We start from the raw sequence: 20,394 nt of genomic DNA, 5'->3' as shown, positions 1-20,394 counted from the left end.
GTCAGGGGAAACGCACGGCGAGGAGCGCGCAGTCGTCCTCGCCGCGCGTCCCGACGAGTTCGGCGAGCAGTTCGTCGAGGAGCACGTCCAGGCCCGCGCCGACGTGGCGGGTCAGGGAGGACCGGACGCGTTCGATCCCGCCGGTGAGGCTGTGCCCGCGGTGCTCGATGAGCCCGTCGCTGTAGAGCAGGAGCGTCGCGCCCCGCGGGACGTCGACGACGTGCTCGTGGCGCTCGACCTCGGGCAGCAACCCGACGAGCAGGTCGGCGGGGCGGTGGAGCAGTTCGGTCGTCCCGTCGGGGTGCAGCAGCACCGGCGGCGGGTGTCCCGCGTTCGTCCACCGCAACCGGTACCCCGCACCGGAGGCCTCGACCCGGGCGAGGACCAGCGTCGCCAACCCGTCCACCCCGAGACCGGACATCCCCCGGTCCAGGCGCGACACCAGCTCCGGGGGCGTTCCCTCCCGGTCCCACACGAAGGCCCGCAGCAGTCCCCGGACCTGCCCCATCGTGGCTGCGGCCACCATGTCGTGGCCCGTCACGTCGCCCAGGACGAGGGTCGTGTCCCCCGTGGGCCCGACGACGACGTCGTACCAGTCGCCGCCGATCTCCTCCTCGCGGCTGGCCGGGACGTAACGCCCCCGCACCGCGAGCTCACCCGTGGACGCCGGCAACCGCGGCAGCAACGACCGCTGCAGCACCTCCGCCCGGGAACGCCGTTCGGCGTCCAGGGTCGCGCGGTCCAGGGCCTGGGCGGTGAACCGGGCCAACGCGCTCCACACGTCGGCCTCGTCCGCGAGCGTGAGGCGCTCGGAGTCCCAGACCAGGCACAGCACGCCGATCAGCCGGTCCTGCACCAGCAGCGGCAGGTACGCCGACGCCGCGAAGACGGGCAGCGCCGCCTGCGCCTCGACGTCGGGGAAGGCGGCCCGCAACTGCCCGACGTCGGCGAAGAGCAGCGGGCGGCGCTCGCGGGCCGCACAGGCGGCGGGCACCGGCGCGTCGAGGTCGATGTGCTCCCACCCGGCCCCGGTGCCGGGGGGGAGGGTCGTGAGGTCGGCGAAGCGCAGCCGCCGGTTGCCCGCCTCGGGCAGCAGCAGCCCGCTCCAGGCCCCGCCCAGCCAGGACCGGGTGACGTTGGCGACGGTCGCGCTGACCTCCGCGACGGTCCGGGCTCCCACGAGGGCGTCGGCGAGGTTGAGCAGCAGCCGGTTGCGTTCCTCGAGGACGCGCAGGCCCAGTTCGGCGGAACAGGCGGCGGCGAGGTCCTCGAGCACCTCGATCTGCTCGGCGGTCCAGCGCCGCGGTGCCCCGTCGATGGCGCAGAGGACACCCACGACGGGTGAGGTCGGGTCCGCGAGCCCGGTCCGGGGGTCGGGCAGGCGCAGCGGCGCGCCCGCGTAGGCCACGACGCCGAGGTCGGGGATGGCGAGGGAGTCGGCGGTCAGCGGGTCGAGCCGGGCGTCCTCGACGGCGAAGACCTTGCCGGAGGTGACGACGTGCTGGCACAACGAGTGGGTCAGCGGGGTCTGGCGCCGGGTCTGCCACGGTTCGGGCAGTCCGACCGCCCCGGGGAAGACCTGACCATCGCGGCTGACCATCGACACCAGCGCCACGGGCGTGCCGAGGGCGAGGGTCCCCAGCCGGGCGAACCGGTCGAAGTCCGCGTCCGGGTGCGCGGGAAGCAGGGTGGTGCTGCTCAGTCCGCGAACCCGTTCCTCCACCGGAGCATCATGCCCGGTGCGTGCGCTCCCCAGCACCGGTCGGGCGATCGGGGGGCGTCCCGGTTGCCGACGTGGGACCGGGTGCCAGAGTTGACTCCACACGAGTGGGGACGAACGGGAGTGGCATGACGCGTCTGGAGCTGCGGGCTGACCCGTCGGCTGCTCGGCGCGCCCGGTCCTGGCTGCGCGAGGAGTTCGCCGCCGTGGACCTCCCGACCCGCGTCCGGCAGACGCTGGAGCTGCTCACCACGGAGCTGGTCACCAACGCCGTGCGCTACGGCGGGGAGCCCATCGAGCTGCGCCTGCGCCGCGCGGTCGGGTCCGTGCGGGTCTCGGTCAGCGACGGCGGGCCGGGGACGCCGGAGGTGCACCACGTCCCCCCGACCGCCACCGGAGGGCGGGGCGTCGCGCTCGTCGACACCCTCGCCCTGCGGTGGGGTTCGGACGCTGCGGGGGCGGGCAAGACCGTCTGGTTCGAGCTCGCCCTGCAGTGACCGGGAGCGGTCCTCAGCCGAAGACGTCCGGGTCCGGCCCGGTCCGCTCGGCGCGTTCGAGCCCGCTGATCGCCGCGACCTGGTCACCGCTCAGCTCGAAGCCGACGACGTCGAAGTTCGAGACGATGCGTTCCGGCGTCACGGACTTGGGGATGACGATGTTGCCCTGCTGCAGGTGCCAGCGGATGACGACCTGGGCCGGGGTGCGGCCGAGTTCCGCCGCGATGCCGGTGACGACCGGGTCGGCGACGAGGTCGAGGCGCTGGGCCAGCGGGCTCCACGCCTCGGTCGCGATGCCGTGCTCGGCGTGGAAGGCCCGCAGGTCGTCCTGGACGAGGTAGGGGTGGACCTCGACCTGGTTGACCGTGGGGACGGTGCCGGTCTCGTCGAGGAGCTTGCGCAGGTGGGTCTTCTGGAAGTTCGAGACGCCGATGGTGCGCACGCGTCCCGACGCCTTGATCTCCTCGAACGCCTTCCAGGTCTCGACGTAGTCGTCGGCCTGCGTCGGCCAGTGGATGAGGTAGAGGTCGAGGTAGTCCAGCGCCAGCTTGGACATCGAGGCGTCGAAGGCCGCGAGGGTCTTGTCCCGGCCGTGCTCCTCGTTGGTGAGCTTGGTGGTGATGAACACGTCCTCGCGGGGGATCCCGCTGGCGTGCAGGGCGTCACCGACACCGGCCTCGTTGCCGTACCCGGCGGCGGTGTCGATGTGGCGGTAGCCGGCCTGCAGGGCCTGCAGCACGACCTCCGCGGTCTGCTCCGGCGGAACCTGCCAGACGCCGAACCCCAGCTGGGGGATCTCGACGCCGTCGTGCAACTTCACGAGAGGTACCTGGTTCATGCCGAAACCCTATGGCGCACTCCCCACCCCGGCGAGGCGGACCGTCAGCCAGTCGCGGAACGCCGCGGCCGACAGGGGTTCGGCGTGCAGGAAACCCTGCGTCGTGTCGCAGCCCATCTCGCGCAGGACCTCCAGCGTCGCCAGGTCCTCGACCCCCTCCCCCACGATCCGCACCCCGAGTTCGTGACCGAGCCAGATGGTGGAGGCGACGATCGCGGCCGAGCGCGGGTCGCGGGCGATGTCGGCGACGAAACCCCGGTCGAGCTTCACCTCGGCCACCGGGAGTTCCTTGAGGTAGGCCAGTGAGGAGTACCCCGTCCCGAAGTCGTCGATCGACAACGCGACCCCGAGTTCCCGCAGGCCGTCGAGGACGGAGCGGGTCCGGGGGGACCGGCTCATGAGGACCGTCTCGGTGATCTCCAGGCCGAGTCCGGCGGGTTCCACCGCGTGCCGGCCCAGGAGTTCCGCGACCCGGGTGGGCAGGTCGACGTCGAGCAGGTTCGTCGCCGAGAGGTTCACCGCCAGCCGCAACCGCGACCCGGGGAACTCGACGCGCCAGGACGCCGCCGCGGCGAGCGCGTCGTCGAGGACCCGGTGGGTGAGGTGGCCCATCAGCCCGTGCCGTTCGGCCTCGTCGAGGAACTCCACGGGGCTGAGCAGGCCCAGGTCGGGGTGGTCCCAGCGGACCAGGGCCTCGGCTCCGACGACGGCGCCGTCGGCGACGTCGAGCTGCGGCTGGAAGAGCACGCGCAGGTGCCCGCAGGCCCCGGGCACCTCACCGGGGTCGGCGAGGCCCAGGGCGGAGCGCAGCTGGGTCATGAGGGTCAGGCTGCCCCGGCCGCGGGCGGTCCCCCCGGGTTCACCCGACCCGAACGCGCACACCCGACCGCCCAGCGTCTTCGCCTCGTACATGGCGATGTCCGCGCACCGCAGCAGGTCGGACGGGCGCTGGGCGTCGTGCGGGTAGCCCGCGACCCCGATGCTCGCGGCGACGTGGACGCGGTGCCCGAGCAGGTCGTAGGAACGGACCATCGCGGTGTGCAGGGCGACGGCGTCGGCGACGGCGCTCGCCTGGTCGGCGTCGGGGATCAGCAGGGCGATCTCGTCCCCGCCCAACCGGGCGACCAGGACGGCTGCCGGGGCCGCCTGGACGAGCTGACGGACCACCTGGCGCAGGAGCTCGTCACCGGCGGCGTGCCCGAGGCCGTCGTTGACCTCCTTGAAGCGGTCGAGGTCGACGAGCGCGAGACCGAAGGGCTGCTCGCTCGCGCACCGCCGTTCCAGGTCGGCGAGCAGCGCCCGGCGGTTCGCGATGCCCGTCAGGTCGTCGGTGAGGGCCTCGCGGCGCAGCGTCGCGAGCTCCAGGAGCTCCTGCTGGGAGAGCACCATCCGCACGACGGCGGCGGCCGCGGCCCCCGCGGCCAGCCAGATCGCCGAGTCCGTCAACGGGTGCACGTGGTCCACGACGAGCAGCGCGAAGCAGGCGGGCAGGACGACCGCGGGCGTGATCACGATGGAGATCCGGGAACGGGTGCGCGGGCCGACGGCCGTCCGCACCTGCAGGGCGGAGACCCCGAGCAGGGCGATCCCGACGACGGCGATCCCGTCGACGCCGCTGCCCGGGGCGTAGCGGCCGGCGATCGAGACGACGGCGAACGTGGTGTCCGCCGCGACCAACGCGGCGAAGCCCGCGGCGGGCAACCACCACCGCCCGCCCGTGCGCAGGGCGGTGAGGACGCTGCCCACCAGCAGGAGCGCGTCGACCACGACGAGCATCACCCAGGTCGTGACCGCTGCGGACGGCAGCCCGCTGGCGCCGACGAGGGGCCGCACCAGGAACTCCTGGGCGAGGGCCGCGACGAGCAGGACGATCCCGAGGGCCTCGGCGACGTACCCGACGCGCCAGCGCTTCGCCCCCACCCAGACCAGCCGCACGATCGCGACGAGCATCGCCCCGTAGCCCACCAAGTAGCCGACGTCCAGGCCGGTGATCCCGCGCACCCCGCGACCGAGGACCGCCTCGGCGACGTCGAAGGCGATCTCGGAGGCGCAGTACGCCCCCACCCCGAGCGCCAGCACGGCCCAGAACGGGCTGATCCGCCGGCAGTGCCAGGCCCGCCACCCCAGGGCCACGAGGGCCGCGACCTCGACGCCGTTGCCCAGGGTCGTGTCCGCGAAGCGGCCACTGCCCGAGGGCAGGAGTCCGAGGGCCACGCCGAGGCACACCACCCCGTAGGCCAGGGCCGCGAAGACCAGGACCCAGCTCGCCCGGTTGGCCCGTCGCAGGGTCACGGCGTCGACCGGGAACTCCTGCGCCACGCGTCAGCCCTCCCCGGTGACCGGGTGCCGGACGTCCGCAGCGCGCGGCTGCGGGACCCGCAGCACGGCACCTGACGAGACGACGCTCACGAAGAGAGATGTTGCCCTACTCTGCGTCGCCGCGGGGCCGTTCCGCCGGTCGGTCGACCTCCGCCCGGTTCACCTGCCCGCCGCGAGCCCCCCACCTGCGGGGACGCCCGTCGTGGGCAGGGTGACGGCCCGGTCGCGCAGGTCGACGACCCGTGGTCCCGCGGGCGGACGGCGGTCGAGGGTGGTGACCAGGTGGTCCGTCGCCGCCCGCACCGCACCGGCGGCGCTCACCAGGCCCGGCACCGCGACGAAACCGTGCGGCACCCCCTCGACGAGCACGCGGCGGACGTCCACCCCCGCCGCGAGCAGCCGCTCGGCGTACTCGCACGCCTCGTCGCGCAACGGGTCCGCACCCGCGACGACGACCGTCGCCGGGGCCAGACCGCTCGCGTCGGGGATCCGCAGCGGCGAGACGTCCGGACGGCGACGCGTCGCGCGGTCCGGCACGTACATCCGCCAGAACCACGCCAGGTCCTCCAGGGAGAGTCCCAGGCCCGCTCCGAACTCCCGGTGGGACGGCCGGTCGAGGTCGCAGTCCAGGACGGGGCAGAACAACGACTGGTGGACGATCGGCGGGACGAACCCCGACCGCGAGCGCAACGCCAGGACGGCCGCGAGCTGGCCTCCCGCACCGAGACCCGCCACGACGAGCGGCCCCCCGAACCCTTCGACGTCCCCGTCGGCCAGCGCACCCAGCAGGGTCGCGGAGTCCTCGAGCGCCGCCGGGTAGGGGTGCTCCGGCGCGAGCCGGTACCCCAGGCTCAGCACCGCCACCCCGGCGCCCGTCGCGATCGCGCGGCAGAGCGAGTCGTCGACGTCGCGCTCCCCCAGCGCCCACCCCCCGCCGTGCAGGTAGAGGACGCTGGCCCGGCTCCCGGTGCGCGGCAGGTAGGTGCGCGCCGGCAGCGGACCGGCCGCCCCGCGGACGGTGACGTCGCGCACCACGAGCGCGGCGTCCTCCACCGGTCCCGGCGCGTCCTGCCGGGCCCGGGCCCGGGCCACCGCGATGCCGGCCAGGTGGCGCGGCACCAGCCGGCCCGTCTCCCGCTCGCGGCGGGCGACCAGCCGGGCCGCCTGGGGATCGCTCAGCCGGGGGTCGAGCTCGACGTCCGGGGGATCTCCCGGGGTCGGGTGGGACGTCGCCGAGCGCACACCCCGGGACGAGGGGCCCGCCATCAGGAACGCCCCGGGAGCGCGCGGTCCTGCGCCCGTCGACGGACGACGGCCTCGACGGCGTCCCACGCGGGACGCCGGTGGGCCAGGCAGGCGCTCGCGAGCGCCGCGGCGTCGTGCGCCGCGAGGGCCGCCAGGACGGGGCGGTGCTCGGCGACGGCCTCGGCGACGCGGTGCGGGACGGCGTCGAGGGCCGCGGCGACGGCCAGGTGCCAGGACCCGTTGAGCGACTCCACCAGCGCCTGCAGCCGCGGGGAGCGGGTCGCCGCCGTGAGGAGGTCGTGGAAGGCGGCGTCCAGGGGGGCGTGCTCCTCGGGCGTCCGGACCTGCTCCAGGCGCTCCTGCACCGAGCGCATCCGGGCGAGTTCCTCGGCCGTGACGCGTTCCGCGGCCAACCGGGCCACCAGCGGTTCCACCGCCTCGAGGAGCATCCGGATCTCGAGGAGCTCCGTGAGGTCCACCAGCCGCACCGTGGCGCCGCGACGCGGGTCGAAGCGGACGTAGCCCTCCGCCGCGAGGTCGCGCAGCGCCTCCCGCACGGGGGCGACGCTCACCTGGAGGTCGGCGGCGAGGGCGCTCTGGCGCAGGTGCTCCCCCGGTTTCCGGACGCCGGAGAGGATGTCGTCGCGCAGCGAGCGGCGGACGCGTTCGTGGACCGTCGTCCGCGGGGGCCCGGTCTCGGTCTCGGTCTCGACGAGTGCCCCGCTCATGCGGGGTGACCGCCGGCAGGACCCGGCAGGACGCCGCGGCGGGGGCGGGGCTGGGTCATCGGAGGCCTCTCGGTCGCGGCGTGGGAGGACGGACGCCGGGTGCTCCGATCCTCGGTGCCGCGATCGCCCCGCGCGTTGCCGTCGTGTTGCGTTCGTGTTGCGCGGAGCCGGGACCGGCAGGCGCGCCGGGGGTCGGGCGAGCGGGCAGGATGACGGCCATGAACGACGTCGCGGACCACGCCGCCTTCACCGCCCGACTCCCCAAGGTCGAGCTGCACCTGCACCTCGAGGGGACGCTGGAACCCGACCTCAAGCTCGAACTCGCCCGCCGCAACGGGATCGACATCGGGCAGCAGAGCGTGGAGGAGGTCCGCGCGACCTACGTCTTCGACTCCCTCGCCTCGTTCCTCGGCGTGTACTACCCGGCGATGGACGTCCTGGTGACCCGGGCCGACTTCCGCGACCTGGCGATGGCGTACTTCCGCAAGGCGGCCTCGCAGAACGTCCGGCACGCTGAGGTGTTCTTCGACCCGCAGGTGCACGTGGCCCGCGGGGTGGCCTTCGAGGACGTCGTCCTCGGCTACCACGACGCCGTGCTCGAGGCGGAGCGCGAGTTCGGGCTCAGTGCCGGCCTGATCCTCTGCATCGTGCGCGACCTGCCGCTGGAGAGCGCGGAGGCCACGATCGAGGCGGCGATGGGTTTCCGCGACCAGATCGTCGGGATCGGCCTGGACTCCGACGAACGCGGCAACCCGCCCGCGAAGTTCGCGGACCTCTTCGCGAAGGCCCGCGCGGCCGGGTTCAGGCTCACCGCGCACTGCGACATCGACCAGGAGAACACCACCGAGCACCTGCGCCAGGTGATCGAGGACATCGGGGTCGACCGCATCGACCACGGCACGAACGTCGTCGAGGACCCGCGTCTGCTCGCCCTGGTGACCGAGCGCGGGATCGGGTTGACCTGCTGTCCGATCTCGAACTCGTTCGTCACCGACGACTCCAAGGCCCCCGTCATCGCCGACCTGCTGCGCCGCGGGGTGAAGGTGACGGTGAACTCCGACGACCCCGCCTACTTCGGCGGCTACGTCACCGAGAACCTCATCGCCCTCACCCGCGCGGCGGCCCTCGACTTCGACGACCTCATCCAGCTGCAGCGCAACGCGATCGAGGTCTCCTGGGCGAGCGACGAGGTCCGCGAGGGGTTCCTGGCGGAACTCGACGCGTACGAGGTCCTCGCCGCCCCCGACCTCTGAGCGCGCGCGCCGTTCAGCCCGCGGTCCCGGGGGCGCCCAGGAGGCCGCGGGCGGCCAGGTTGTGCATGAGCTCACGGATGCCGAAGGTCCAGTCGGGGGCGTTCTCCGCGGTGTCCACCGTGTTGACCAGGGTGCCGAGGGCGGGCGAGCTGATCGTCACGACGTCGCCCGGGGCGTGCGTGAACCCCTGGCCCGGTGCGTCCCGGTCCTCGGTGGGGGCGAACATCGTCCCGGTGAAGAGGACGAACCCATCGGGGTAGCGGTGGTGGGGGCCCCAGGCGTGGGCGAGCAGTTCCTCCGGTGCCCGGCTGATCTCGCTCACGGAGTTGACGCCGTTCAGGGTGTAGCCGTCCCGCCCGCGCACGGTGAGTTGCACGTCCTGGGCGACGGCGTCGGCCAGGGTGAAGTCCTCGTCGAAGAGCCGCAGGAACGGTCCGATCGCGCACGAGGCGTTGTTGTCCTTGGCCTCGGTCAGGAGCAGGGCGCTGCGGCCCTCGAAGTCCCGGAGGTTGACGTCGTTGCCGAGGGTGGCGGCGACGGCCCGCCCCCGCGAGGACGCGACCAGGACGAGTTCCGGCTCCGGGTTGTTCCAGGTCGACCGGGCCAGCACGCCGATCGTCGCCCCGCTGCCGACGGCCGAGAGGACCGGGGCCTTGGTGAAGATCTCCGGGTCCGGCCCGATGCCGACCTCCAGGTACTGCGACCAGAGGCCTTCCGCGCGGAGCACCTGCTTGACCCGCTCGGCTTCGGGGGATCCCGGCCGCACCGAGGAGATCGCCCCGCCGATGACCTCGGCGAGGCGGTCACGCACCTCGCGGGCCAGGGTGGCGTCGCCGGCCGCCCGCTCCTCGACGACCCGTTCGAGCATGCTCGAGACGAAGGTCACCCCGGCCGCCTTGAGGACCTGGAGGTCCACCGGGGCCAGCAGGTGCGGTCGGTCGCGGTGGCCGGCCGTGGTCGCGGCCAGCAGGTCGTCGATCGGCCAACTCCGTCCCGCCGGTGCCGCCCGGACGAGCTCGACGACGTCCTCGCGGTCGAGCAGTTCGCTCACCGTGCTCGCGACCGCGGTGATGTCGTGGGCCCGTCCCCCGCGCACGACGACCACGCACGGGCCGGCGACGTCCGGGTCGTGGAGGCGTCCGACGAGGACGGCGCGGTCGGCGTCGGCGGGCAGGACGGCTCCGGCGGCCGGGAGGTCGGGGGTGGGACGTGACACGGGGACAGCTCCTCGTCGGGCGACGGTGCGGGAACGCGGCGGGCCCCAGGGTCGCGTGCCGACTCCGGGGCGCGTCCAGCGGGCCTGCCCGGGGCACCCGACGAGGAGGTCCCGCTCAGAGCACCAGGGCGGCCGGATCGCCGGACAGCAGGGACTTGACCTGCCGCGACACCTCGTCGGCCAGGACCTCGGTCGCGTCGCGCCCGATCCCGTCGAGCGCGGCGCGGGCGACGTCGCGCGGGTCGTTCTTGGGGACGTCGAGGTGGGCGATCATGTCCGTGTCGGTGTAGCCGAGGTGCAACCCGGTCACCAGGGTCCCCTGCGGAGCGAGCAGTGCCCGCAGCCCGTTGGTCACCCCCCAGGCGGCGGCCTTGCTGGCCTCGTAACCCGAACCGGTCGTCGCCCAGGAGAGCACCGAGTGCACGTCGAGCAGGGCGCCGCCACCGTTCGCGGCGAGGACGGGCGCGAAGGCACGGGCCACGTGGAGCACCCCGAAGACGTTCGTCTCGAACTCGCGCCGGACGTCGTCGAGCGGTGAGGTGAGCAGGTTCGAGCCGGTCGCGAGCCCCGCGTTGTTCACCACCAGGTCGACGTCGGTGGCGGTCCGGGCGAAGGCGGCCACCGCGGCGGCGTCGTCCACGTCCAGCGCGACGGTCTCGACCCGGGGGTCGTCGTGCGAGGCGGTGCCGCGCGAGGTGGCGTACACCTTCTTCGCGCCGCGGGCGAGGAGTTCGGCCGTGAACGCGGCGCCGAGGCCACGCAGTCCGCCGGTGACGAGTGCGGTGGTTCCGTCGATCTTCATGCTGGGATCCCTTCGGGGGTTTCGATCGCTGTGGTGGTCGAGGCCCGCGGTGCGCGCAACAGCACCGCGGTGGCGAGGAGGGTCAGGAGGAGGACACCGGCGGCGACGAGCAACCCGTCGTGCACGGCGGCGGTGAGGGCGAGCGGCGCGGCGTCACCGTCGGCGAGGTGGCCGGCGAGGCGGTTCGTGACGACGGTCCCGAGGACGCTCCCCCCGAGGGCGCCGCCGACCTGGCGGACGGTGGTCACGGCGGACCCGGCCATCCCGGTCCGCTCGGCCGGGACGCTGCCGACGACGAGGGCCGTGGTCGGGGCGATGAGCAGGCCGAGGCCGGAACCGACGAGGACGAACCCGACGGCGGTCGACGCGTAGTCACTCCCCAGGCCGGTCTGGTGCAGGACGAGGGTCCCGACGGCCGTGGCGAACAGTCCGAGGAGGAGCACCGGCCGGATCCCGGCGCGCCGGACGGCGAGCGCCGCCAGCGAGCTGGCCAGGACGTAGGCAGCCATCAGCGGGAGCAGCCGGACCCCGGAGGCGAGGGCGGACAGCCCCTGCGCCCGTTGCATCTCGAGCGTGGTCAGCAACCCCAGCCCGGTGAAGGTGAAGAGGGCCACGGCCGAGACGAGCAGGGCCCCGACGGTGCGCGGGGCGGCGAAGGCCGCCAGGTCCACGACCGGTCGGGCGACGACCCGTTCCACGAGGACGAAGCCCGCCCCGGCCGCGACGGCCAGGACGAACCCGAGGACGGGCACCGGGGACCCGAACCCCGAGCGGCCGCCTTCGACGACGCCGACGACGAGGGCCGCCACGGCGAGGGTCGCGAGCGCGGTCCCCGGGAGGTCGATCCCGCGACCGGCCACCCGGGTGTTCGGGACGACGAAGGGGGCGGCGGCGAGGACGAGCACCGCCACGACGACGTCGACGAGGAACACGGCGTGCCAGCTGAACGCGGACAGCAGGAGGCCGGCGGCGATCGGCCCGACGGCCAGGCCGATCCCGGAGCAGGCGGCCCAGACCCCCACGGCCGAGGCGCGGCGGCGCGGGTCGGTGAAGGCGCCGGAGACGATGGCGAGGCTGTTGGGCACGATGAGTGCGGCCCCCGCCCCCATGACCACCTCGCCGACGATGAGCACCGCGGCGCTGCCGGCCGAGGCGGTGAGGACGGCACCCGCGCCGAGCACCGCGGTCCCGGCGAGGAGGACGGTCCGGCGCCCGAGGAGGTCGCCGAGCGCGCCCGAGGACAGCACGAACGCGGCGAGGGCCAGGGCGTAGGCGCTGCTGGTCCACACGAGTTCGACGGGCCCGAGCCCCAGGTCGGAGGTGATCGAGGACAGCGCGGTGAGGGTGGCCGTGATGGTCAGGAAGCTCATCGTCATGCCGAGGCAGGCGACCGCCACCGTCCACCACGGGCTGCGGCTCCTCGCGCTATGACGACTGTCATATCTCATGGGGACGTTGTAGCATGACGACTGTCATGGACACAACGACGGAGACCCCCACGGCGCGGGAGCGGATGGTCGCCAGCGCCCGCGAACTCATCCAGGAACGCGGCGTGCACGGCGTCGGACTGCGCGACGTCGTCGCCCACGCCGGCGCCCCCCGCGGTTCCCTGCAGCACTACTTCCCCGGCGGCAAGGACCAGCTGGTCGCCGAGGCGCTGACCCAGGCCGACTCCGCGAGCCGGCGCACCGTCCGCGCCGCCCGCGCGGAAGGAGCCGACCCGGTCACGACGGTGCGCAGGATCCTCGCGAGCTGGCGCGACCTGCTGGTGGCGGAGGACTTCCGGCGCGGCTGCCCGTTCGCCGCGACGACGGTCGACACCTCGGCCGCGAACCCCACGCTCCGGGCGGTCGTGTCGGACTACGCGGGCGCCTGGCACGACGACCTCGCCGCCGTCCTCGAGAACGGGGGCCTGGCCACCACCCGCGCCGCCACCCTCGCCACCCTCGTCCAGGCCTCCCTGCAGGGGGCGCTGATCCTGGCCCGCGGCCACCGCTCGACGGCTCCGCTCGACGAGGTGGAGACCGAACTCACGAGCCTGCTGGAGGCGCTGCTCCCCGACCGAGCGGCAGGATGGGCCGGGTGACGTCCTCCGCGACCTGGCCGCTGACCGTCCCCGCCGCCGACCTGACCGCCTGGGTGCACGGGCACCGCGACGAGATGCTCGAAGAACTCCGCGCCTACGTGGAGATCGAGACCCCCTCCGACGACCGGGCTGCCCTCGAGCGCGGGCTCGCCTTCGTCGAGGCGTGGATCACCGGCCACCTCGGTGAACCCTCCGCCCGGACCGTGACGGACGGCGGGGAACACGGCGACACCGTCGCGCTGGACCTGCCCGGCGACCTGCCCGGCGCGCCCGTCGCGGTGCTGGCCCACTACGACACGGTCTGGCCGGTCGGAACCCTGGCGGGGATGCCGTTCTCGCTCGAGGACGACGTCCTGCGCGGCCCCGGGGTGTTCGACATGAAGTCCGGTCTCGTGCAGCTGGTCTGGGGACTGAAGGCGTTGCAGCACTTCGGGGTTCCGCGACGCACGGTGCGCCTGCTGCTCAACGGCGACGAGGAGGTCGGTTCACCGGTGGCCCGCACGGTCATCGAGGACGTAGCCCGTTCCGCCGCCGAGGTCCTGGTCCTCGAGGCCAGCGGGCCGGGGGGTGCGGTGAAGACGGCCCGCAAGGGCGTCGGCCTCTTCCAGGTCCACCTCACCGGCGTCGAGGCGCACGCCGGCCTCGACCCGACCGCCGGGGCGAGCGCGGTCCTGGCGCTGGCCCGGATCGTCCCGCAGGTCCACGCCGCGACCGACCTCGACGCCGGGACCTCGCTCAACGTCGGGGTCGTCACCGGGGGCAGCCGCCCCAACGTCACCCCCGGCACGGCCTGGGCGAGCCTCGACGTCCGGGTCACCGACCCGGCGGAACAGACGCGCATCGACAGCGTCCTCGCGAACCTCGACACCGGCGACGAGCGGGTGACCTGTGAACTGACCGGGAGGTGGAACCGACCCGTCATGGTCCGCACGGAGGGGACCGCCGCGCTCTACGAACGCGCCCGTGACGTGGCGGCGGGTCTCGGGATCGACCTGGCCGAGATCGCCGTCGGTGGGGCCAGCGACGGCAACTTCGCCTCCGCCGCAGGGGCTGCCGTGCTCGACGGCCTCGGCGCGGTCGGCGGTGGTGCGCACGCCCGGTCCGAGCACGCCACGGTGTCGGGGTTGCTGGAACGCACGGCGCTGCTCGCCGCCGTCGTCGCCACCGCCTGACCGCTGGTTCCTCGCTCCGACGCGACGGGTAGCTTTCGCGGCGTGGACTTCCGCCCGCACGCGCACTTCACCGCCGAGGACACGTGGCTGAACGACCCGAACGGGCTGCTCTTCCACGACGGCCGCTGGCACCTGTTCTTCCAGAACAACCCCGAGGGGCCGGACTGGGGGAACATGTCCTGGGGTCACGCCTCCTCCGCGGACCTCGTGCACTGGGACCGGCTGCCGCTGGCGATCCCGCACGAGGGCCCCGAGGCGATCTTCTCGGGCAGCGCAGTGGTCGACGGGTCACGGATCGCGGCGATCTACACCAGCGCCTACGACGACGGGAGGCAGGCGCAGTCGCTCGCCTGGAGCAGCGACGGCGTGACGTTCACGAAGGAGGCGTCGAACCCCGTCCTGGACCGCGCGTCGACGGGTTTCCGCGACCCCAAGGTGTTCCGGTACGACGACCACTGGGTGATGGTCGCCGTCGAGGCGGACGAACGCCTCGTCGTGCTGTACCGCTCCGAGGACCTCCTCGACTGGGAGTTCCTGAGCAGTTTCGACGACGGCACGACCACCGGGATCTGGGAGTGCCCCGACCTGTTCCCGCTCCCCCTGGACGGTGACGACTCCGGGGACCCGGACGACGTCCGCTGGGTGCTCCTGCTCAGCGTCAACGGCCCCGACGGGTCGGACGTCGTGTACCGCGTCGGTTCCTTCGACGGGGTCCACCTCGACGTCGGCCCACCGCGGAGCCTGGACGCCGGCCCGGACGTCTACGCCGCCGCGACCTGGACCGACGCGCCCGACGGCCGCCGGGTCCTGCTGGGCTGGATGGCCGATCCCGACTACGCGGGCTCGACCCCCACCGCCCCGTGGCGGGGTGCGATGACGCTGCCCCGTGAACTGTCGCTGTGCACCGTCGACGGATCGCCGACCCTGCGGCAACGGGTTCCGGAGGAGGTCACCGGACGACTCGTCCACGAGGTCGGGGATCTCCCCGGCACCGACTGCGTCGTGGTCTGCCGGTTCGCGGGCGACGCCTCCTGGGAGTTCAGCGCGGGCGAGGCGGTCCTCCGCGTCGCCGTCGAGGGCCACGAGCTCGTGGTGGACCGGCGAACCTCCGGGCTCGTCGACTTCCACCCGTCCTTCCCCCGCGTGACCCGCTCCCCGCTGCCGCCGGGCACCGCAGAACTCACGGTCCACCTCGACCGCTGTTCGGTCGAGGTGTTCGCCGGCGGCACCTCGAGCACCCACCTGGTCTTCCCGACCGAGCCCTACCGCGAGATCACGGGCACCGCCGGGTTCCGCGTCCTCGTCCCCACCCCTCAGGAGGAAACACCGTGAGCACGCTCCACCTGGTCGATCCCGAACTCCGCGACATCCTCGACCTGCTGCCGGCCCGGAACTTCACCGTCGAGGAACTCCCCGCGGTGCGCGCCGCGGCGGCGCAGCTGCCCCTGCCGGAGCTCCCGCCGGGACTCACCGTCGACGAGGTCCGGGTTCCGCGTGACGCCGCCCCCGACGTCCGGGTCCTGGTGACCCGCCCCACCGCACTGCCCGCGGGCGCCCCGGCGTTGGTGTGGATCCACGGCGGTGGCTACGTCGTCGGCAGCGCCGACAGCGACCAGTTGAACGCCGCCCAGCTCGCCCTGGGCGTCGGGATGGTCGTCGTCTCGGTCGACTACGGACTGGCCCCGGAGAACCCGCACCCCGGGCCGGTCGAGGACTGCTACGCCGCGCTGCGCTGGCTGCACGGGAACGCCGACGACCTCGGGGTCGACCGCAGCCGGATCGCCATCGGGGGTGGCAGCGCCGGTGGCGGACTGGCCGCCGCGCTCGGCCTGCTCGCGCGCGACCGGGGCGAGGTTCCCGTCGCGTTCCAGTACCTCGTCTTCCCCATGATCGACGACCGGACGGTCACCCGGGAGGCCAACCCGACCACGGGGGAGTTCGTCTGGACCCGGGCCTCGAACGCCTTCGGCTGGCGCGCGTTGCTGGGCGCGGAACCCGGCAGCGACGGGGTCTCCCCGTACGCGGCGGCCGCCCGCGCCGAGGACCTGACCGGGCTCCCACCCACGTTCCTCGAGGTCGGCAGCCTCGACCTCTTCCTCGACGAGGACGTCGAGTTCGCGCTGCGCCTCGTCCGGGCCGGGGTTCCGACGGAACTCCACGTCTACCCCGGCGCGTTCCACGGCTACCAGATGGTGGCGACCTCGACCGTCGCCCGGACCTCCGGAGAACTCGGCGTCAGCGCCCTGCGCCGGGCCCTGGGCTGAGTTCCCGGTCGACGTAGGCGATCCGCACCACCCCGTCGCTGGCGTCCACGCGGGGTCCCTCCGGGCGCAACCCGAGGCGGCGCGCGACCCGCCGCGAGGGTTCGTTGGTCGCCAGGACCCAGGCCACGACGACGGTCTCGGGTTCGGCGGCGTGGGCGGCGTCCAGCCCGGCCCGGCCCAGCGCCACGGCGAAACCCCTCCGCTGGTGGGGGACGGCGATGCGGTACGACAGGTTCCACATCCCGGTCCGGTGCTTCTGGACCCCGCCGACACCGACGAGTTCCCCCGTGGCGTCCAGGCGCACCGACCAGTAGCTCAACCCGTCGCTCGACCACCGGGCCGCCGCCCGCTCCAGCCAGGAGCGGGTCGTCGCGGGTTCGACGTGGCGACCCGACGGGTCGAACCACCACCCCTCGGGGTCGGACATGATCGGGAACAGCTCGTCCGCGTCGGCGGGGTCCGCCGGGTCGAAGCGCAGCACCGGAAACCCCTCGACGTCCACCACCACATCGTGGCACGCTCGGTCTCGTGAAGTTCAGTCCGTCCGACACGACGACGCCGGTGCACCTCCGGCGTCGCGGACAGCGCTGAGCTGATCCGACTTTCCGAGCCCCGGGGGACCTTCCCCGGGGCTCTCCTCGTGCCACCGGCAGGTTCCCCTCCACCCTGAGGAGAACCCCTTGTCCCGTGACCACTCGGCCCTCGGCCGCGAACTCGACCTCTTCGACACCTCCCCCCTCGTCGGGCCCGGTCTGCCGCTGTGGCTGCCCGACGGCGGTGTCGTCCGCGGGGAACTCGAACGCTTCGCCCTGGAACTCTCGCTGCGCAGCGGCTGCCGGCGGGTCCACACCCCCGTCCTCGCGAAGCGCGGGCTCTTCGAACGCTCAGGGCACTGGCAGAAGTTCGCCGCCGACATGTTCCCGCCCGTGCGGGTCGGCGACGAGGACTTCGTCCTGCGACCGGCGAACTGCCCGCACCACACCCAGGTCTACGCCGCCCGCCCGCACAGCTACCGCGACCTGCCGGTCCGCTACGCCGAGCTCGGGTCGATGTTCCGCAGCGAACTCTCCGGCGTCCTCGTCGGGCTGCGCCGCGTGCGCCAGATCAGCCTCGACGACGCCCACGTCTTCTGCCGACCCGACCAGGTCGTCACCGAGGTGCGGACCGCCCTGGACGCGATCCGGGAGGCCTACGCCGTGCTGGGGCTGGAGATCCGCCGGCTGCGCCTGTCCGTGCGCGGGCCTGGCGGCGGCCACCTCGGCGACGACGGCCTGTGGCGGCGGGCCGAGGAGCAGCTGCGCGAGGCCCTCGGCGACGACGAGCACGAGATCGGCGTCGGCGAGGCCGCGTTCTACGGCCCGAAGATCGACGTGCAGGTCGCCGACGCGGCGGGTCGGGAGGAGACCCTCTCGACCGTCCAGGTCGACCACGTCCAGCCGGAGCGGTTCGACCTGCACTACGTCGGTGAGGACGGCCGCAGGCACCGTCCCGTGATGGTCCACCGCGCTCTGCTGAGCTCGATGGAGCGCCTCGTGGCGATGCTGCTCGAACGCGACGAGGGCCGGCTCCCGTTCTGGCTCGCGCCGGTCCAGCTCCGGTTGCTGCCCGTCAGCGGCGACCGGCACGGCGAGCACGCCCGCGCCCTGGCCGCCCGGTTCGCGGGGGTGCGCGTCGACGTGGTCGAGGACGGTCCGCTACCCCGCCGGATCCGGGACGCCCGCGCCTGGCGCGTGCCCGTCGTCGCCGTCGTCGGCGACGACGAGGTCGCGGCGGACGCCCTCGCCATCGGCCGTCCGGCGGTCCGGGTGCCGCTCGCGCAGGTGCAGGCCCGGCTGGCGGAGGCGGTGCGGCACCGGGAGGCGGGGCGGATCCGGTTCGACTAGGGCCGTGGGTCGAGGGTGACCTGCGCGCGGCGCTCGTCGCACCACCGCTCGAACTGGGCGGCCGGGACGGCGGGACTGTGCAGGTAGCCCTGCACGAGGTCGCAGCCGAGGCGCGTGAGTTCGCGGAGGGTGTCGATGTCCTCCACGCCCTCCGCGACGACCCGCGCCCCGAGCCGGTGCGCGAGCTCGATGGTCGAGACGATCACGGCCTCGGCGCGCGGGTCGGTGCCGATCCCCGTCACGAAGCTGCGGTCGAGCTTGACCTCGTCGAACTCGCGCTGGCGGAAGTACCCGAGCGAGGAGTAGCCCGTCCCGAAGTCGTCGATGCTCAGCGACAACCCCATCTCGGAGAACTCCCGCAGCACCGCGAGGCTCACCCCGGAACCCTCCATCGCGACCGTCTCGGTGATCTCGAGCGCCAGGGCCGTGGTCGGCGCGCCGTGGGCCTGCAGGACCCGGGCGACCCGGGCGGGCAGGTTGACGTCCCCGAGGTTCGTGGCGGAGAGGTTGACGGCGACCCGCACCGCGCGGCCGTCGCGGTGCCAGGTCGCCGCGACGCGGACGGCCTCGTCGATGACCCAGGCGGTGAGGGCGTGCATCAGCCCGTGCCGTTCCACCAGACCGAGGAACGTCAGCGGGGGCAGGAGTCCGTGGTCGGGGTGCTGCCAGCGCACGAGGGCCTCGGCCCCCTCGACCTCACCGTCGTCGGTGCGCACCTGCGGCTGGAAGTGCAGCAGCAGCGCCCCGGCCCGCAGCCGGTCGTCCGCGTCGGCCTCGGTGTCGAGGTCGAGGCAGGTCCGCAGCTGCTCGACGAGGAGCAGTTCTCCGGGGAGTCCGCCGGAGGTCGCGGCGGAGTGGACCTCCACCCGGTCACCGTGCCGCTTGGCGGCGATGAGCGCGAGGTCGGCGACGTGCAGGAGTTCCGCCGCGGTCCCCGCGTGACCGGGGTGGGCGGCGACCCCCACGCTGCACCCGACGTGGATGCGCTGACCGTCGAAGGAGTACGTGCCGCTGACGCGGGCGTGCGCGGCCCGGACCGATTCCGCGGCCGCCTCGAGGTCGCGGGGCAGCAGGACGGCGAGCTCGTCGCCCCCGAGCCGGGCGACGACCGCTTCCGAGGGCAGCGCGGCACGCAACCGGGCGACGACCTGGCACAGCAGGTCGTCGCCGGCCGCGTGACCCAGCGACTCGTTGACGGCCTTGAACCGGTCGAGGTCGAAGAGGGCGAGGACCAGGTCCCCGCCCTCCCCGACCCGCCGGTCGGCCTCCTCCAGCAGCGCCCGCCGGTTCGGGGCGCCGGTGAGGTCGTCGACGAGCGCGGCGCGCCGGAACCGCTCCAGGTCCAGCAGGTCCCGCTGTCCGGCGACGAACAACCCGATGCCGCCGGCGAGCGCCACGAGGGCGAGGCCGGCGGTGAGGGGGTCGGGACGGCCGACCGCGACCGCGAACAGCAGCAGTGCGGCCCCGGGGACCGTGACGAGCGGGACGACCTGCAGGGTCCGGCCGTCGCGGTGGGTGGTGCGGACGGGTCGAGCCGGCATCCAGGCGGTGATCGCGACGGCGAGGAGACCACCGACCCAGGCGACGTCGAACCCGATCCCGAAGGTCGGGGCGGTCCCGCCGCTGGCCAGCAGCACGGCGGAGTAGCCGATGTCGCCGGCGTCGAAGACGGCGAGCCCGCCGGCCAGGACCCACCACCGGCGGTCGCTGCCGCTGGTGGCGGCGACGACGACGGCGCAGACGGCGAGGATCAGGTCCCCCGACGGCAGGTACAGCCACCACCCGGCGTCGAAGGCGGGGATCCCGGTGAGGGCGGCGAGCGGGGCGGCGACGAAACGGGTCACCAGACCGGCGAGCAGGACGAGCACGGTCACGACTTCGAGGGCGTACCCGCGACGCTGCACCCGGTGCGGCCAGAGCAGTCGCCCGACGGCCCGCAGCCAGAACACGTACCCGACGACGTAGCCGGCCTCGAGGGCGGTGAGGGCGACGTCGCTGCCGTTGACGGTGTCGAGGACGTCGACGGCGATCTCGGTGGCCGTGTAGATCGACCAGCCGACGGCGAACTCCCGCCAGGCCCGTGCTTCGCCGTCGGCGATCCGGGTCCGCATCCACAGCCCGGCGACGGCGAGGAGCTCGACCGTGGAACCGAGCCAGGTGTCCAGCGTCCGTCCGGCGTCGTGGGCGAAGAGGGTCAGCAGCGCGTAGGCGACCCAGCCGAGCACCGCGACGGTGAGGACGCACCGGGGCGCACTCCACCTCGAGGTCGGCGTGGAGCGGAGCGGCACCCTGGGTGTATCGGGATCTTCGTGGCCGCCTTGAGCGCGGAGAGCGTCTTCCGCTGCACTCGCACAACCATCACGGCGGAAGG

General features: G+C 74.0%; 17 protein-coding genes. 7 read left to right on the top strand and 10 right to left on the bottom strand.

The features are described from left to right. Position 1 precedes the first annotated feature (1 nt). Positions 2-1,723: a GAF domain-containing SpoIIE family protein phosphatase gene (locus tag SJY07_RS14655; protein ID WP_380160083.1), complete on the bottom strand. Its 1,722-nt coding sequence runs from the start codon at positions 1,721-1,723 to the stop codon at positions 2-4. Between the two features lie 125 nt (positions 1,724-1,848). Here SJY07_RS14655 and SJY07_RS14650 point away from each other — a divergent pair, with 125 nt between their 5' ends. After that, positions 1,849-2,217: an ATP-binding protein gene (locus SJY07_RS14650; RefSeq protein ID WP_328293508.1), complete on the top strand. Its 369-nt coding sequence runs from the start codon at positions 1,849-1,851 to the stop codon at positions 2,215-2,217. A 13-nt stretch (positions 2,218-2,230) separates the two neighbouring features. Here the strand turns inward: SJY07_RS14650 and SJY07_RS14645 are convergent, their stop codons facing one another. The 4 genes from SJY07_RS14645 to SJY07_RS14630 form a co-directional block, all read right to left on the bottom strand. Further along, positions 2,231-3,055: an aldo/keto reductase gene (locus tag SJY07_RS14645; RefSeq protein WP_328293509.1), complete on the bottom strand. Its 825-nt coding sequence runs from the start codon at positions 3,053-3,055 to the stop codon at positions 2,231-2,233. A gap of 9 nt (positions 3,056-3,064) precedes the next feature. Further along, a complete protein-coding gene (locus SJY07_RS14640; protein ID WP_380160080.1) occupies positions 3,065-5,374 on the bottom strand; it encodes a putative bifunctional diguanylate cyclase/phosphodiesterase in 2,310 nt (769 codons plus the stop codon). A gap of 159 nt (positions 5,375-5,533) precedes the next feature. Continuing rightward, on the bottom strand, positions 5,534-6,640 hold the full coding sequence (locus tag SJY07_RS14635; RefSeq protein ID WP_380160078.1) for an alpha/beta hydrolase: 1,107 nt from the start codon (positions 6,638-6,640) through the stop codon (positions 5,534-5,536). After that, positions 6,640-7,347 (bottom strand): GntR family transcriptional regulator, encoded by a 708-nt coding sequence (locus tag SJY07_RS14630; protein ID WP_380160076.1) that lies wholly within the window; start codon positions 7,345-7,347, stop codon positions 6,640-6,642. Before SJY07_RS14630 ends, SJY07_RS14635 begins: the two co-directional genes overlap by 1 nt. 218 nt (positions 7,348-7,565) lie before the next feature. Between SJY07_RS14630 and add the strand changes: the two genes are divergently transcribed. Next, on the top strand, positions 7,566-8,600 hold the full coding sequence (add, locus tag SJY07_RS14625) for an adenosine deaminase (RefSeq protein WP_328293513.1): 1,035 nt from the start codon (positions 7,566-7,568) through the stop codon (positions 8,598-8,600). Between the two features lie 13 nt (positions 8,601-8,613). On the opposite strand, the gene SJY07_RS14620 is transcribed toward add, so the two are convergent. The 3 genes from SJY07_RS14620 to SJY07_RS14610 form a co-directional block, all read right to left on the bottom strand. Beyond that, positions 8,614-9,816, bottom strand: a complete 1,203-nt coding sequence (locus SJY07_RS14620) for a fumarylacetoacetate hydrolase family protein (RefSeq protein WP_380160074.1) — start codon at positions 9,814-9,816, stop codon at positions 8,614-8,616. 115 nt (positions 9,817-9,931) lie between these two features. Continuing rightward, positions 9,932-10,618, bottom strand: coding sequence for an SDR family oxidoreductase (locus tag SJY07_RS14615; RefSeq protein ID WP_380160072.1), 687 nt, complete (start codon positions 10,616-10,618; stop codon positions 9,932-9,934). After that, positions 10,615-12,015 (bottom strand): MFS transporter, encoded by a 1,401-nt coding sequence (locus SJY07_RS14610; RefSeq protein WP_380160070.1) that lies wholly within the window; start codon positions 12,013-12,015, stop codon positions 10,615-10,617. The genes SJY07_RS14615 and SJY07_RS14610 overlap by 4 nt, the downstream gene beginning before the upstream one ends. A gap of 77 nt (positions 12,016-12,092) precedes the next feature. On the opposite strand from SJY07_RS14610, the gene SJY07_RS14605 reads away from it, so the two are divergent. Genes SJY07_RS14605 through SJY07_RS14590 form a run of 4 tightly spaced genes read left to right on the top strand, consistent with a single transcriptional unit; the run spans position 12,093 to position 16,140 of the window. Further along, positions 12,093-12,704 carry a TetR/AcrR family transcriptional regulator gene (locus SJY07_RS14605; RefSeq protein WP_380160068.1) on the top strand — a complete coding sequence of 204 codons (612 nt, stop codon included), beginning with the start codon at positions 12,093-12,095 and terminating at the stop codon, positions 12,702-12,704. Continuing rightward, a complete protein-coding gene (locus SJY07_RS14600; RefSeq protein ID WP_380160066.1) occupies positions 12,701-13,876 on the top strand; it encodes a M20 family metallopeptidase in 1,176 nt (391 codons plus the stop codon). Before SJY07_RS14605 ends, SJY07_RS14600 begins: the two co-directional genes overlap by 4 nt. A 42-nt stretch (positions 13,877-13,918) precedes the next feature. Beyond that, positions 13,919-15,208 carry a glycoside hydrolase family 32 protein gene (locus SJY07_RS14595; RefSeq protein ID WP_380160065.1) on the top strand — a complete coding sequence of 430 codons (1,290 nt, stop codon included), beginning with the start codon at positions 13,919-13,921 and terminating at the stop codon, positions 15,206-15,208. Further along, positions 15,205-16,140 (top strand): alpha/beta hydrolase, encoded by a 936-nt coding sequence (locus tag SJY07_RS14590; RefSeq protein WP_380160063.1) that lies wholly within the window; start codon positions 15,205-15,207, stop codon positions 16,138-16,140. The genes SJY07_RS14595 and SJY07_RS14590 overlap by 4 nt, the downstream gene beginning before the upstream one ends. Here SJY07_RS14590 and SJY07_RS14585 read toward each other — a convergent pair. Next, positions 16,112-16,642, bottom strand: a complete 531-nt coding sequence (locus SJY07_RS14585) for a GNAT family N-acetyltransferase (protein WP_328293521.1) — start codon at positions 16,640-16,642, stop codon at positions 16,112-16,114. The genes SJY07_RS14590 and SJY07_RS14585 overlap by 29 nt on opposite strands. A gap of 178 nt (positions 16,643-16,820) precedes the next feature. On the opposite strand from SJY07_RS14585, the gene thrS reads away from it, so the two are divergent. After that, positions 16,821-18,023 (top strand): threonine--tRNA ligase, encoded by a 1,203-nt coding sequence (gene thrS, locus SJY07_RS14580; protein WP_380160060.1) that lies wholly within the window; start codon positions 16,821-16,823, stop codon positions 18,021-18,023. Here the strand turns inward: thrS and SJY07_RS14575 are convergent. Beyond that, positions 18,020-20,311 (bottom strand): putative bifunctional diguanylate cyclase/phosphodiesterase, encoded by a 2,292-nt coding sequence (locus SJY07_RS14575; protein WP_380160058.1) that lies wholly within the window; start codon positions 20,309-20,311, stop codon positions 18,020-18,022. The two genes, thrS and SJY07_RS14575, sit on opposite strands and share 4 nt — an antisense overlap. Between the last annotated feature and the right edge of the window lie 83 nt (positions 20,312-20,394).

This window comes from Kineococcus sp. R86509 (genome assembly GCF_042466365.1).
GTDB lineage: Bacteria > Actinomycetota > Actinomycetes > Actinomycetales > Kineococcaceae > Kineococcus.
The sequence above is the reverse complement of the archived record's forward strand: the minus strand, read 5'-3'. Positions and strand labels throughout refer to the sequence as shown.